Source organism: Nocardioides sp. 1609, from assembly GCF_004522105.1.
Lineage (GTDB): Bacteria > Actinomycetota > Actinomycetes > Propionibacteriales > Nocardioidaceae > Nocardioides.
Genome location: NZ_SPUJ01000005.1, coordinates 284087 through 297607, shown reverse-complemented (window position 1 = coordinate 297607; position 13521 = coordinate 284087). Strand labels below are relative to the sequence as shown.

General features: G+C 73.5%; 15 protein-coding genes. 2 read left to right on the top strand and 13 right to left on the bottom strand.

Annotated elements, in window-relative coordinates; genetic code table 11:
- Positions 1 to 35: 35 nt before the first annotated feature.
- The 3 genes from pyrH to rpsB all read right to left on the bottom strand — a co-directional run bounded on the left by pyrH (position 36) and on the right by rpsB (position 2905).
- Positions 36 to 749, bottom strand: a complete 714-nt coding sequence (gene pyrH / locus E4623_RS15245; RefSeq protein WP_134767401.1) for a UMP kinase — start codon at positions 747 to 749, stop codon at positions 36 to 38.
- Between the two features lie 274 nt (positions 750 to 1023).
- Complete coding sequence (tsf, locus tag E4623_RS15240) at positions 1024 to 1833, bottom strand: translation elongation factor Ts (RefSeq protein WP_134767400.1); 810 nt, start codon at positions 1831 to 1833, stop codon at positions 1024 to 1026.
- Between the two features lie 34 nt (positions 1834 to 1867).
- Entirely contained in the window at positions 1868 to 2905 is a 1038-nt protein-coding gene (gene rpsB / locus E4623_RS15235) for a 30S ribosomal protein S2 (RefSeq protein ID WP_134767399.1), read from the bottom strand.
- A 409-nt stretch (positions 2906 to 3314) separates the two neighbouring features.
- Here rpsB and E4623_RS15230 point away from each other — a divergent pair, with 409 nt between their 5' ends.
- Complete coding sequence (locus E4623_RS15230; protein ID WP_134767398.1) at positions 3315 to 3944, top strand: peptidoglycan DD-metalloendopeptidase family protein; 630 nt, start codon at positions 3315 to 3317, stop codon at positions 3942 to 3944.
- A gap of 18 nt (positions 3945 to 3962) precedes the next feature.
- On the opposite strand, the gene E4623_RS15225 is transcribed toward E4623_RS15230, so the two are convergent.
- The 7 genes from E4623_RS15225 to E4623_RS15195 all read right to left on the bottom strand — a co-directional run bounded on the left by E4623_RS15225 (position 3963) and on the right by E4623_RS15195 (position 10630).
- The gene (locus E4623_RS15225; protein WP_134767397.1) at positions 3963 to 4910 is read right to left on the bottom strand and encodes a tyrosine recombinase XerC; all 948 of its coding nucleotides are present in this window, start codon (positions 4908 to 4910) and stop codon (positions 3963 to 3965) included.
- 28 nt (positions 4911 to 4938) lie between these two features.
- Entirely contained in the window at positions 4939 to 6087 is a 1149-nt protein-coding gene (dprA, locus tag E4623_RS15220; protein ID WP_134767396.1) for a DNA-processing protein DprA, read from the bottom strand.
- Entirely contained in the window at positions 6084 to 7688 is a 1605-nt protein-coding gene (locus E4623_RS15215; protein ID WP_134767395.1) for a YifB family Mg chelatase-like AAA ATPase, read from the bottom strand. Before E4623_RS15215 ends, dprA begins: the two co-directional genes overlap by 4 nt.
- Complete coding sequence (locus tag E4623_RS15210; protein WP_245155093.1) at positions 7688 to 8065, bottom strand: YraN family protein; 378 nt, start codon at positions 8063 to 8065, stop codon at positions 7688 to 7690. Before E4623_RS15210 ends, E4623_RS15215 begins: the two co-directional genes overlap by 1 nt.
- A gap of 115 nt (positions 8066 to 8180) precedes the next feature.
- Positions 8181 to 9863 carry a pilus assembly protein TadG-related protein gene (locus E4623_RS15205; RefSeq protein ID WP_167736660.1) on the bottom strand — a complete coding sequence of 561 codons (1683 nt, stop codon included), beginning with the start codon at positions 9861 to 9863 and terminating at the stop codon, positions 8181 to 8183.
- Positions 9863 to 10312: a TadE/TadG family type IV pilus assembly protein gene (locus E4623_RS15200; protein ID WP_134767392.1), complete on the bottom strand. Its 450-nt coding sequence runs from the start codon at positions 10310 to 10312 to the stop codon at positions 9863 to 9865. Before E4623_RS15200 ends, E4623_RS15205 begins: the two co-directional genes overlap by 1 nt.
- A 9-nt stretch (positions 10313 to 10321) precedes the next feature.
- A complete protein-coding gene (locus E4623_RS15195) occupies positions 10322 to 10630 on the bottom strand; it encodes a DUF2469 domain-containing protein (RefSeq protein WP_134767391.1) in 309 nt (102 codons plus the stop codon).
- Positions 10631 to 10691: 61 nt separating this feature from the next.
- Between E4623_RS15195 and E4623_RS15190 the strand changes: the two genes are divergently transcribed.
- Positions 10692 to 11429: a DUF2071 domain-containing protein gene (locus E4623_RS15190; protein ID WP_134767390.1), complete on the top strand. Its 738-nt coding sequence runs from the start codon at positions 10692 to 10694 to the stop codon at positions 11427 to 11429.
- Here E4623_RS15190 and E4623_RS15185 read toward each other — a convergent pair.
- The 3 genes from E4623_RS15185 to rplS form a co-directional block, all read right to left on the bottom strand.
- Positions 11361 to 12092: a ribonuclease HII gene (locus E4623_RS15185; RefSeq protein ID WP_134767389.1), complete on the bottom strand. Its 732-nt coding sequence runs from the start codon at positions 12090 to 12092 to the stop codon at positions 11361 to 11363. The genes E4623_RS15190 and E4623_RS15185 overlap by 69 nt on opposite strands.
- Before the next feature lie 19 nt (positions 12093 to 12111).
- Entirely contained in the window at positions 12112 to 12882 is a 771-nt protein-coding gene (lepB, locus tag E4623_RS15180; protein WP_134767388.1) for a signal peptidase I, read from the bottom strand.
- Positions 12883 to 12964: 82 nt separating this feature from the next.
- The gene (rplS, locus tag E4623_RS15175) at positions 12965 to 13318 is read right to left on the bottom strand and encodes a 50S ribosomal protein L19 (protein WP_134767387.1); all 354 of its coding nucleotides are present in this window, start codon (positions 13316 to 13318) and stop codon (positions 12965 to 12967) included.
- Positions 13319 to 13521: the final 203 nt, after the last annotated feature.

Sequence of the window (13521 nt, the reverse complement as noted above, 5' to 3'; positions counted from 1 at the left end):
CGACGGGTGCTGCTCGTGGGGCTCGGGGGGCCGGGTCAGTCGGCGCTGACGAGCGTGCCGATCCTCTCACCCTGGACCGCGCGCAGGATGTTGCCCTCGGGTTCCATGCCGAACACGATCATCGGCATCTTGTTCTCCATGCACAGGGCGAACGCCGTCGCGTCGGCCACGCGCAGACCCTGCTGGAGGGCGTCCTGGAACGTGAGCGCCTCGAGCTTGGTGGCGGTGGGGTCGACCTTCGGGTCGGCGGTGTAGACGCCGTCGACGCCGTTCTTGCCCATCAGCACGACCTCGGCCTTGATCTCGAGGGCGCGCTGGGCGGCGACGGTGTCGGTGGAGAAGAACGGCATCCCCATGCCGGCGCCGAAGATGACGACACGGCCCTTCTCCATGTGCCGGATCGCCCGGCGCGGGATGTAGGGCTCGGCGACCTGGCCCATCGTGATCGCGGTCTGGACCCGCGTCTCGACGTCGAGCTTCTCGAGGAAGTCCTGCAGGGCCAGGCAGTTCATGACGATGCCGAGCATCCCCATGTAGTCGGCACGCACGCGGTCGATGCCGCGCTGCTGGAGCTCGGCGCCGCGAAAGAAGTTGCCTCCCCCGGTCACGACGGCGATCTGGACGCCTGCCTGCGCGACTGCGGCGATCTCCCGCGCGATGGTCTGCACGACGTCGGGGTCGACCCCGACCCTGCCGCCGCCGAACACCTCGCCCGAGAGCTTGAGCAGGACTCGCTTGTAGCCGGTCATCGGGTCCTTCCGTCCGTGATAGGTCGCTGTGAGGCTACCGCCCGCTCACCCGCACCGCACCGCCGGTCGGGTCCTGCTCCCCCACGCGCCCGGATCTGCGCCACGCGAGCCGGCCAACTCGATGCAATTGCAGCCCTGTGGCCAGCTCGTGCCGCCACAGCTGCCCACGGCGCGGCAATTGCGCCGAGCTGGCCGGCCACGCGGCTGCCGAAAGCACCAGCAGCGCCGCCGAACGGGTCGGCGACGCTGCTGGGACGGAACGGTGGGGCCTGGATCAGGCGCCGACCTCGAAGCGGGCGAACCGCGTCAGGGTGGTGCCGGAGGCGTCGAGGACGGCCTTGACCGTCTTCTTGTTCTCGGTCACCGAGGCCTGCTCGAGCAGGACGACGTCCTTGAAGAAGCCGTTGAGCCGACCCTCGGTGATCTTGGCGATCGCCTGCTCGGGCTTGCCCTCCTCGCGCGAGGTCGCCTCGGCGATCTCGCGCTCCTTGGCGACGACGTCGGCGGGGACCTCGTCGCGGGTGAGGTACTGCGGGCGCATCGCGGCGACCTGCATGGCGGCCGCACGGGCGGCCTCCGCGTCTCCCTCGTACTGGACGAGGACGCCCACGGCGGGCGGCAGGTCGGCCGCACGCTTGTGCATGTAGGCGACGACGTTGCCGTCGAAGTAGGCGAACTGACCGAGCTCGATCTTCTCGCCGATGCTGACGGCCAGCCCGTCGACGATCTCGCCGACGGTCTGGTCGCCGATCGACACCGAGCGCAGCGCCTCGGCGTCGGCCGGCTTGGCCTGCGACGCGGCGTCCGCGATCCGCTGGGCGGCCGCGACGAAGTCGGCGTTCTTGGCGACGAAGTCGGTCTCGCTCTTGAGCTCGACCAGGACGCCGGGCGCGTGCGCCACGAGTCCGGACGAGGCCTCGCGCTCCGCACCGCGCTTGGCCGCCTTGGCCTCGCCCTTGATGCGCAGCAGCTCGACTGCCTTGTCGAAGTCGCCGTCGGTCTCGTCGAGCGCCTTCTTGCAGTCCATCATCCCGGCGCCGGTCAGCTCACGGAGCTTCTTGACGTCGGCCGCGGTGAAAGCCATGGGTACTCCTTCGTACGGGTAGCGGAAAGCTGGATCAGGACTCCGAGGAGACCGCGGCCGGAGCCTCGGTCGTCTCCTCGGCAGCGGGCGCCTCGGCGGCGGGGGCCTCGACAGCGGGCTCCTCGACGGCGGGAGCCTCGACAGCGGGCTCCTCGGCGACGGGCTCCTCGGCGGCCGGGGTCTCGGTCGGCACGGCCGACTCGGCGACCTCGGCGGCCTCGGCACCCTCGGACGCGGCACCGGTGGCCTCGGCGGCCGGGGTCTCGGCGGCCGGGGCGCTGGTGGCGGCCTCGGCAGCCTTCTCGGCGTCGCCACCCAGGAGCTCGCGCTCCCACTCGGCGAGGGGCTCCTCGGCCGTGGCGGCCGCACCGGTCTTCGCACCGGAGCGGGCGATGAGGCCCTCGGCGACGGCGTCGGCGATCACGCGGGTCAGCAGGCCGACCGCGCGGATGGCGTCGTCGTTGCCCGGGATCGGGAAGTCGACCTCGTCGGGGTCGCAGTTGGTGTCGAGGATGCCGATGATCGGGATCCGCAGCTTGCGCGCCTCCTCGACCGCCAGGTGCTCCTTCTTGGTGTCGACGATCCACACCGCGGCGGGCGTGCGGACCATGTCGCGGATGCCGCCGAGGGTCTTGTCGAGCTTGTCGCGCTCCCGCTTCATCTGCAGGAGCTCCTTCTTCGTGCGACCGGAGCCGGCGACGTTGTCGAAGTCGACCTCGTCGAGCTCCTTGAGGCGGTTGATCCGCTGGTGCACGGTCTGGAAGTTGGTCAGCATGCCGCCGAGCCAGCGCTGGTTGACGTAGGGCATGCCGACGCGGGTCGCCTGCTCGGCGATCGCCTCCTGGGCCTGCTTCTTCGTCCCGACGAACATGACCGTCCCGCCCTTGGACACGGTCTCCTTGATGAAGGCGTAGCTGCGGTCGATGTAGGCCAGCGACTGCTGCAGGTCGATGATGTAGATGCCGTTGCGCTCGGTCATGATGAAGCGCTTCATCTTGGGGTTCCAGCGACGGGTCTGGTGCCCGAAGTGGACGCCGCTCTCGAGGAGCTGGCGCATGGTCACGACTGCCATGGTGGTTCTCTTCTCCTGTGGTGGAGACACCGCCGTCCGCACGACCTTGAGGCAGGACGCGCCGGGGTGGCTCCGGGTGTGTTTTCAGTTCGACGCCGCCGACGGGTGCCGGTGGCCCTGACGCTCACGCGCGATCCGACCGGCCGGACGTTGGTGCTGGTGTCCGGCAGGACCGAGGATCGTCGCCCACGGGTGGTCGGCTGCCCGACAGGAGTCGGGCGGTCGTCGCGGTCTGGGAGCGTGCGAATTTCACTCTTCCGAGTGATGGGCACAGCGTAGTCCGTGCCCGAGCGGGACGGCGAATCCGCCGATGACCACTTGTCGTCCACAGGACCCCGCCGACGACGGTTCTCCCCAGGCCGGCCCGTGGACGTCGCCGGGCGCCGGTGCCCTGCGGCACCGTCGGTCCATGACCACCGCCACCCCCGGGGCCGCGCGCCTCCTCGCCGCCGTCGTGCTGGCCGCCGCCGGCTGGCTGCTCCTCCTGGGCGGGGCACCGACCGCCGTGGCCGACCCGGCCGGCCCCGACCCGGTCGGGGTCTGGCCGTTGGTTCCCGAGCCGGAGGTGGTCGCGCCGTTCGACCCACCCGACTCGCCCTTCGGGCCGGGGCACCGGGGGGTGGACCTGCGGGGGTCCCCCGGCCAGGGCGTGCGCGCCGCGCTGCCCGGCACGGTGTCGTTCGCGGGCGTGATCGCCGGGCGCGGCGTTGTGGTGGTCGGCCACGGTGCCACCCGCACGACCTACGAGCCGGTCACGGCGTCCCTCTCGGTCGGCGACGTCGTCGCGGCCGGCCACCGGATCGGCACGCTCCAGCTGCCCGGGTCGCACTGCTTCCCGACAGCCTGCCTGCACTGGGGCTGGATCGAGGGGGCCGCGACCTACCTCGACCCCCTGCGTCTCGTGGGGCTCGGGCCGGTCCGGCTGCTTCCCCTGTGGCGCGACCTGCCGGTCGGCGCCTCGGTGGGCCCCTCGGTGGGCCCCTCGGTGGGCCCAGCACCCCGGCTGCCCCTGGCGGTGGTGGTCGGGCTGTTCCGGTGAGCGCGCCGGGGCTCGGGTTCAGGCCCGGGGGTGCGCCTGCTGGTAGGCCCGGCGCAGTCGGTCGGTCGTCACGTGCGTGTAGCGCTGGGTCGTGGCGAGCGAGGCGTGACCGAGGAGCTCCTGCACCGAGCGGAGGTCGGCCCCGCCCTCGAGCAGGTGGGTCGCCGCGGTGTGCCGCAGCCCGTGCGGACCCATGTCCGGCGCCCCCGGGACGTCGGCGATCCGCCGGTGCACGAGGGTGCGGACCGCACGCTGGTCGATGCGTCGCCCGCGCGCCCCGAGGAACAGGGCGCCGCCGGCGCCGTCGACGACGAGCGCCGGGCGCCCGTGGCGCAGCCAGAAGTCGAGGGAGCGCGCGGCCGGGCGGCCGAACGGCACGGTCCGCTCCTTGCGACCCTTGCCGAGGACCCGGACGACGTTGCGGTCGCGGTCGACGTCGTCGACGTCGAGGCCGACCAGCTCGCCCACCCGGATCCCCGTCGCGTACAGGAGCTCGAGCATCGCGATGTCGCGCAGCCCGACCGGGCTGCCGTCGTCGGCGGCCTCCACGGCGGCCGCGATCAGGTCGCGGGCCTCGTCGGCGCGCAGCACCGAGGGCAGCGTGCGGTGGGCCTTGGGCGAGCCGAGGCTCGACCCGACGTCGGCGGCGACCCGGTCGGTGCGGGCGAGCCAGGCCGTGAAGACCCGGACCGCGGTGGCCCGCCGGGCCAGGGTGGTGCGGGAGCGGCCGAGGCTCTGCTGCTTGGCCAGCCAGCTGCGCAGGGTCCGCAGGTCCACCTCGGCGACGTCGGCGCAGCCCATCCGGGCGGCGTGCTCGAGCATCCCGGCGACGTCGCCGAGGTAGGCCCGGACGGTGTGGGGGGTCAGGTCGCGCTCGAGGACCAGGTGGCGCTCGTAGTCGGCGAGGACCCGCGAGAACCCCTCCGGCAGCCCCTCGGGCTGCTCGGGTCCGGCGTCGTCGCTCACCCGCCGATCGTAGGGGCGGCACCCGCGCTCACCCGTGAGCCTCGGCGGTGAGCCGCCAGCCGCCGTCGGCGACCTCGACCAGCCCGGAGTCGAGCAGCCGGGTGAGCCCCGCGCGCACCTCGAGCAGGCCGAGACCGGCCACCCGGGCGATGGAGTCGGGGTGGGCGGGCTGGCCGACCGGCACCGCGTCGAGCACCTGGCGCTGCCGGACGGTGAGCCGGTCGCGCGCGGTGGGTGGCTCCCGGTGCTCCTCGACGAGGTGCTCACCCGCGGCCCCGACCATCTCGAGCACGTCGCCGCCGCCGGTCACCAGGGTCATCGCACCGGCCCGGATCAGCTCGTGGACGCCGGCGGAGCCGGCGCTGGTGACCGGACCGGGCACGCCCATGAGGGAGCGTTGCAGCCGCCCGGCCCAGTTGGCGGTGTTGAGCGCGCCGCTGCGACGGGCTGCCTCGACCACCACGGTGCCCCGCGACAACGCGGCGATCAGCCGGTTGCGGGCCAGGAACCGCACCCGCTGGGGCGAGCACCCGGGTGCCGCCTCCGACACGACGGCGCCCGTGGCAGCAATGTGGTCGATGACCTCGCGGTGGGCCTGCGGGTAGACCCGGTCGGCCCCGCACGCGAGGATCGCGACGCTCGGCCCGTCGGTCGCTGCGCCGCCGCTGATCGCGCCGCGGTGCGCGGCCACGTCGATGCCGAACGCGGCGCCGGACACGACCACCCGCCCGGACCGGGCGACCACCGCCCCGATGTCTCGCGCGACGTCGGCGCCGTACTGGGTGGCCGCCCGCGACCCGACGACGGCGACCGCGTCGACCAGCCGGTCGAGCCGCAGCGGCCCCTTCACCCACAGCCCGACCGGCACGCCCCCGCGGTCCTGGATCGAGCTCGCGGCGGCGAGGTCGCCGAGCGACTCCGGCCACTCGTCGTCACCCGGGACGACGAAGCGCAGGCCGACCCGCGCTGCCCGCTCGAGCTCGCGCACGGGGTCGACCGAGGCCAGCCGGGCCGCGACGTCGGTGCGCAGGCCGTGCGGGTCACGCTCGTGGAGCAGCAGGTCGTGCAGCCGGACGGCGCCGAGCTCGGCCACCAGCGCGGTCATCTTGACGTCGCCGGGCTCACCGAGCCGGTTGAGGGCGACCCGGGCGAGCCGCTCTCGGTCGGGCACGCTCATCCGACCGCCCGCCGCTCGAGGGTCTGCACCATCAGGACGTCGCCGGTGCGCAGCCGCAGCGCGACGTCGACCTCGTCACGGCCCGGCTGCACGTCGCCGCCCGTGGTGGCCGAGCGCAGGTCGGCGATGGTCCAGGCGAGCCGGTGGACCCGCACGGCGCCCCGGCTGCTCAGCCTGCCGTCGTAGAGGCGGTCGTCGACCAGGCGTTGCGCCCGCTCCGGCAGCGGCCAGCGGTCGCGCAGCACCGGCCCGGGGACCTGGCTGTTCAGCCGCCAGCCGCACCCGGCGTACCGCTCGGCCTGGCGACCCCGGGCCGCGGCGACGCGCTCGCGCACCTCGGCCGACGACTCGACCCGCGAGAACCGGTCGTGGTCGTGGGGTCGGAGCGGCCCGACGTGGCGCGAGATGTCGAGCCGGTCGGCGATCGGCGCCCGCATCTTGCGGCGGTAGTCGCGCAGCTCGACGGCTCGACAGCTGCACCGGTTCTGGCCGCGGTCGTCGCTGTAGTCGCCGCACGGGCACGGGTTGCACGCCAGGACCAGCATGCCGCGGGCCGGGAGGGTGACGGACTCGTCGGAGCGCGCGACGGTGATCTCGCCGCTCTCCAGCGGTTGCCGCAGCGCGTCGATGACGTCGGACCGGAACAGCGGCCACTCGTCGAGGAACAGGACGCCGCCGTGGGTCCGGCTGAGCTCGCCGGGCCGCACCTGGCCGCTGCCGCCGCCGACGATGCTGGTCTTGCTGGCGTCGTGGTGGGGCGCCGAGAACGGCGGGCGGGTGATCAGCCCGTCGCCGGGCTCGAGCGCGCCGGCCAGCGAGTGCACGGCCGTCAGCTCGAGCGCCTCCTCCTGCCCGAGGTCGGGCAGCACGGTCACGATGCGCTCGGCGAGGCTCGTCTTGCCCGACCCCTTGGGGCCGGACAGGTGGAGGGCGTGCCCGCCCGCGGCCGCCACCTCCACGGCGTACTTGGCGTCGGCCATGCCGTGCAGGTCGGCGAGGTCGACGTCGTCGAGCCGGTCGGCCCCGCGCCACGCCAGCAGCCGGGTGCCGGACATCGGAGCGACCGGCGGCGCGCTCGGGACCTCCTCGTCGCGCAGCTCGGCCACGACCTGGAGCAGCGAGCGCATGCCGAGCACGGCCATGCCGGGCACCATCGCGGCCTCCTGGGCCTGGGGCTCGGGCACGAAGACGTGCCGGACGCCCCGGTCGGCGGCGGCGAGCACCATCGGCAGCACGCCCGGCACCGCCCGCAGCCCGCCGGCCAGGGTCAGCTCGCCGATGAACACGGTGTCCTTCAACGCCTCGGGGGGCACCTGCCCGTCGGCGGCCAGCACGGCGACCGCGATGGCCAGGTCGAAGTGGGGCCCGCGCTTGTGCAGGTCGGCGGGCGAGAGCAGCAGGGTGATCCGCTTGGTGGCCGGCCAGACGAGGTCACTGTTGGCGATCGCCATCCGGCAGCGGTCGCCGGCCTCGCGCAGCGACAGGTCGAGCCGGCCGACCATCGCGAGCCCGGCCTGGCCCGGCGAGACGTCGGCCTGGACGTCGACGAGGTGACCCAGCGCCCCGTGCAGGGACACCGCGTGGGCGGTGGCGAACGGCATCAGCCGATCCCGCGGACGTGCTCGACGACCGCCGGGCCCCGGCGGGGCCGCATCACCGCGACCAGGTCGACGCGGATCTGGGGCGGGCGCACCCCGCGGGCCTCGGCCCACCGGACCCCGAGGCGCTGCAGCCGCTCCCGCTTCACGTCGGTGATCGCCTCGTGCGGGCTGCCGTTGACCAGGCTGGTGCGGGTCTTGACCTCGCACACCACGAGCACCGGGCCCTCACGCATCACCAGGTCGATCTCACCCTCGCGACAGCGCCAGTTGGCGTCGAGGGTCACCATCCCCTGCTCGACGAGGTAGCGCTCGGCGACCCGTTCGCCGTACGCCCCGATCGCCTGCCTGCTCGTCGTCGCCGTGGTCGATCTCGTCACCGTCATCTGCTGACCCCCTGCCGAGAAGCATGGAGGTCAGCGGAGACGGTTCACCGAGCCCGCGGGCCAGCCTGTGGAGAACCCTCGAGGCGGGCGGCCTGTGGACGACAAGTGGTCATTCGACGAGGCGGACACCGCCACAGGTGGGCCGCTCCTCGCTGTACAGGTCGGCCCCGCCACGGGTCGTGCCCAGCACCCGCGTCAGGCGGGCGGCCTCGGTCTCGACCACCGTCGCGACGCCGTCGTCGACCCGGGTGTCGATCGTCGCGTCCAAGTCGCCCCGCAGGTCCCTCAGGAAAGCCCGGACCGCCTGTCTCGCGACCCGGGTGTCCGGGGCGTACTCGACCCGGGGATGCCGCAACCGCAATGCCACCGGCCGGATGCTCGGGACCGCGCCCAGCCCTCCGAACGTGGCGCCGGTGGTGCCTGGCACCGGCGGCCGCGCACCGTCGACGACGTTGTCCGGCACGCGCAGCTCGACCAGCGGCACCTGGGGTGCTCCCGGCAGCGGCGCGTCGAGCTCGAGCACCAGGTCGTTGAGGCTGAGCGCGTCCACGCCGTCGGGCAGGGGGTCGACCGCCCCGTCGAGGGTCACGGTCACCCCGAGCGAGCCGGTGCCGCGGCCGTCGGCCGCCTCGACGGTGAAGCGGTCCTGTCCGCTCTCGACGTCGCGGCACTCCACCCCCGACGGCAGCGAGAAGAGGGCGCCGCCCAGGTCGACGACCGCCTCCACCTCGGCCTCGAGAGTCGTAAACCCGCGGCGGCGTCCCGGCTGGTCGGCGAACAGGTCGAGGTTGTCGGAGTACGTCGCGGAGACCGACGCCCCGCGCGCTTCCTCGGCCGCGCACACCCGTTGCACCCCCGGGACCCCCACCACGTCGACCACGGTGTCGTCGTCGACGCCGGCGGGCACCGAGGTCCTGTACTCGCCACGCGCGGACAGCAGCAGCGGGGCGACGAGGTCCAGCAGCGACGTCGCGTTGCGCAGTGCCAGGCGGTCGTCTTCGCCGACCTTCACCACGTCGTCGAGCCGGACCACGTCGGTGCCGTCGACGCGGTCGAGCACACGCCGGGCGGCCGACCCGACGGGCAGCGCCTCCGCGATCGCGCGCACCAGGTCGCGTACCGGGAGCCGGTCCACGAACGACGCGGTGCCACGCGGAAGGCCCTCGGCGACGTCGTCGAGGGCCACCTCGGCACGGGCCAGGTCGAGGTAGTCCTCAATCGGGAGCGTGAGCCCGAGCAGCGCGTCGAGGGTGGCGGCGGTCGAGGGGTTGGCCCGCTCGACCGCGGCGGTGAACGAACCCACGTGGAAGCACGCCGAGGACTCCGCCGCGGCCACGGACTCACGCGAGGCACCGCCGGTGTCGACACCGACGACGGCAGCAAAGCCGAAGGCCACCTCCGTCGACGCGACGACCCGGACGGCATCCGGGACCTCGTCGTCGTCGGCTGTGCGCCACGGCGACGGCGCATCCGGGCGGGGGTCCTCGACGAGCAGGGTCGCCGTCAGGACGAGCTCGTCCTCGTCGCCGACGACGTCGTCGTCGTTGCGGGCCCGGCTGGCCTGCAGAGCGGCCGCCAGGGACGGGCTGCCGCCCTCGACCTGGCCCGCGGTCCGCTCGCCGTCGAGCATCCGCGCGAGGTCGAGCGCGACGACGTCGGCGAGTGCCTGGAGGTCCTGGCGAGCCACCCGTTGCATGCCAAGGTCGACGACGAATGCGGCGACGCCGAGCACCACGACCATGACCGCGGCGGCCACGATCGCGATCGCCCCGTCCTCGTCCCTGGGCCGCATCAGCCGACCTGGACGTCCGTGGTGTAGACGAGCCGGTCGGGCAGGAGGAAACCGAACCCGAACCCGACGAGCGGCTCGTAGTCGTAGGCGAGGGTGAGCCGGACGCACTCGGCCTCCGCGGTCCCGCTGACGCACTCGGCCGGGTCGCCCACCGTGCATTCCCCTACGATCTGCGAGTCAGATGTGAGATGTCCGCCGGCCTCGCAGACGAGCGAGTAGCCCGAGAGCGCGTCGGTGACCGCAGCGCGGGCGGCGGTCTGCGGGTCGCCGGTCGTGACGGCGGCCGCCCGGGCGCCCTCCGCAGCGGCCTGGCTGATCGCCTGGCGCACGCTGAGCATGTAGCCGTACTCGATGACCCCGAAGACGAGGTAGAGCAGCGGGACGACGACGAGGGCGAACTCGACGGCGGCGGCGCCGCGGTCGCCGCGCCCCGGCCCGGTCGTCCTCACGACTGCAGGCTACGGCTTGGGCGGGTCGACGTCGGGCTGGACGAGCTCCTCGACGTTGACGTCCTTGAACGTCAGCACCTTCACGCTCTTCGCGAAGCGCGCCGGGCGGTACATGTCCCACACCCACGCATCCGACATCGAGACCTCGAAGAACACGTCGTCGGCCTCGGTGCGCGCCTTCACGTCGACCTGGTTGCACAGGTAGAAGCGCCGGTCGGTCTCGACGACGTACTTGAAGATGCCCACCACGTCGCGGTACTCGCGGTAGAGCGTGAGCTCCTGCTCGGTCTCGTACTTCTCGAGATCTTCCGCACTCATGCCGGCTCCTTGTCCACCTCGGGGTGACCGCGCGGTCCCGCAGCGCTGCGAGCCTAGACGCATGACCCTCGGCGCCGTGCTGGACCCGCAGGGCCCGCCGCTCCCCAGCCGGCAGATCATGAACCAGTGGTGGCGCGACGTGGTGTTCGTGCACTGGCGCGTCGACCCCGACGCCGTCGCCGGGCTGCTCCCGCGCGGCGTCCGCCCCGACGTGCACGACGGCAGCGCGTGGGTCGGTCTCGTGCCGTTCCGGATGGTCGACGCCGGCCTGGGCCACCGCGGCCCGGTGCCGCGGCTCGGCACGTTCCTCGAGACGAACGTGCGCACCTACTCCGTCGACGCGGCGGGACGACGCGGCGTGGTGTTCCTGTCGTTGGACTGCGACCGCGCGGCCGTGGTGGCCGGCGCCGTCGCGACGCTGCGGGTGCCCTACCGCTGGGCCCGCATCGCCCACCACCGCCAGGACGACGTCGTCGGCTACCGCACCGCGCGGCGCACGGGCGCCCGTCCGCGCAGCGAGGTCGCCGTCCGGGTGGGCGCCGCCCTGGCCGAGCCCTCGCCGCGCGACGTCTTCCTCACTGCGCGCTTCGGGCTGCACACGCGCGTGGCCGGCCGGACGCTGTGGGTGCCGAACACCCACGGCCCGTGGCCGCTGCACGCCGCCGACGTCGTCGAGCTGGACGACGGCCGCGACGGACTGCTCGCGGGGGCCGGCCTCGACGTCGGGGGATCAGCCCCGGACTCGGTGCTGTTCTCCCCCGGCGTCCACACCGTCTTCGGGCTCCCCCGGCGGGCCTGACAGCGGCGGCTCGAGGCCGGCCGCCCGCCGGACGTTCACGAACCGCATCCGGTGCACCGGCGACGGTCCGTGCTCGAGCAGCGCGGCGGTGTGGTCGTCGGTGATGTAGCCCTTGTGGGTCCGGAAGTCGTAGTGCGGGAAGTCGTCGTGCATCTCGACCATGATCCGGTCGCGGGTCACCTTCGCCAGCACCGACGCCGCCGCGACGCAGGCCGCGACCCGGTCGCCCTTCCAGACGGCCAGCGCCGGGACGCCGAGCCCGTCGACCGGGAAGCCGTCCGAGAGCACGTACTCCGGTCGGACGTCGAGCAGCGCGACCGCGCGGCGCAGCGCCTCGACGTTGGCGACGTGCATGCCGAGGCGGTCGCACTCGTCGTGCGGGACGACGACGACGGCCCAGGCGAGCGCCCGCCGGACGACCTCGGTGTAGCAGCGCTCCCGGGCCCGCTCGGTGAGCAGCTTGGAGTCGGCCAGGCCCGGGACGACGCCGACCTTCCCGGCCGGGAGGATCGCCGCCCCGGCGACCAGCGGACCGGCGCAGGCACCGCGGCCGGCCTCGTCGACGCCGGCGACCAGTCCCACGCCGTGGCGTCGCAGGGCGCGCTCGAACCCGTAGATGCCGGCGTCGCGGCGCACCGTCAGACCACGCGGGAGCGAGCTCATCGAGACCTGCCTGCGCCGTTCAGCCCGCGTCGGGGACGGCGTCGAAGGAGTCGGGGCGGCCCAGGAGGCGACTGTGGCCCAGCGGCCACACCACCGCGAGGACCGTGCCGACGACGAGGTCGAGGTCGACGTAGGGGTCGCGCGCGCAGTCGACGGCGTCGGGCAGGCACAGGTGCACCGTGGAGTCGGCGGAGTCGTCGCGGTTGTCGCCCATCACGAAGACCTCGCCCTCGGGCACCGGACCGGCGCTCCACTCGCAGCCGATCATCGGGCCGTTGCAGTCGACGTCGGCGGACCGGCCGGCGGGTCGCTCGGCGACGTAGTCGTCCTCGTCGAGCGGGACGCCGTTGACCAGGATCCGGCCCTGCTGGTCGCAGCAGGTGATGGTGTCGCCGGCGACGCCGACGACCCGCTTGACCAGGTGGCCCCCGGTCGGGAAGAGGCCGACCCGCGACAGGGCGTCCTGGAGCCCGTTGGTGGCGTCGGGCGGACCGGTGAGCCAGCCGCCGGGATCCTCGAACACGATCACGTCACCGCGCTGCGGCGAGCCGCCGAACCAGGAGGAGACCTTCTGCACCAGGATCCGGTCGTTCTTCACCAGCCCCGGCTCCATCGAGGGCGACGGGATGTAGAAGGCCTGCAGGAAGAAGGTCTTGACGATGATCGCCAGGACCAGGGCGAGCGCGAGCAGGAGCAACGACTCCTGCCACAGCGGACGACGTCCGTAGGACTGCCCACCGACGACGGACGCCCCGTCCACGGGGGACGGGGCGCTCTCGTCGGTGGTCACGCGTCGAGTCTAGGAAACGCGAGGTGGGCCACCGAGGGTGGACCGGCGCAGCGATCGGACCAGGAGTCCGACCGGTGTCCGATCAGAACTCGCGGCGCTCCTTGATCTTGGCGGCCTTGCCGCGCAGGTTGCGCAGGTAGTACAGCTTGGCGCGACGGACGTCACCGCGGGTCACGATCTCGATCTGGTCGAAGATCGGGGAGTTCAGCGGGAAGGTGCGCTCGACGCCGACGCCGAAGGAGACCTTGCGGACGGTGAAGGTGCGGCCGATGCCGGCACCGTGGATCCGGATGACGACGCCCTGGAAGACCTGGACGCGGGCCCGGTTGCCCTCGACGACCTTCACGTGGACCTTGACGGTGTCGCCGGCGCGGAAGGCCGGGACGTCGGTGCGCTTGTGCGCGTTGCCGAGATCGACAACCAGCTTGTTGGTCATGATGTCTCCTCGCGGGCGCCACAGGTCGACCGCGGACAAGGAATGGTGTTCAGGTGGGTTCGTGCTGCTGGTCGCGACCGGTGGCCGGCGGCGTGCGACGTCCCCTGTGGCAGGCGTCCACGCAGTCCCCCCGGGCGGACGACGAGCGTTCCCCGGAGCGGACCTTCGGCCGGTCGGACCAAGGGGCGAGTTTGCCACAACGC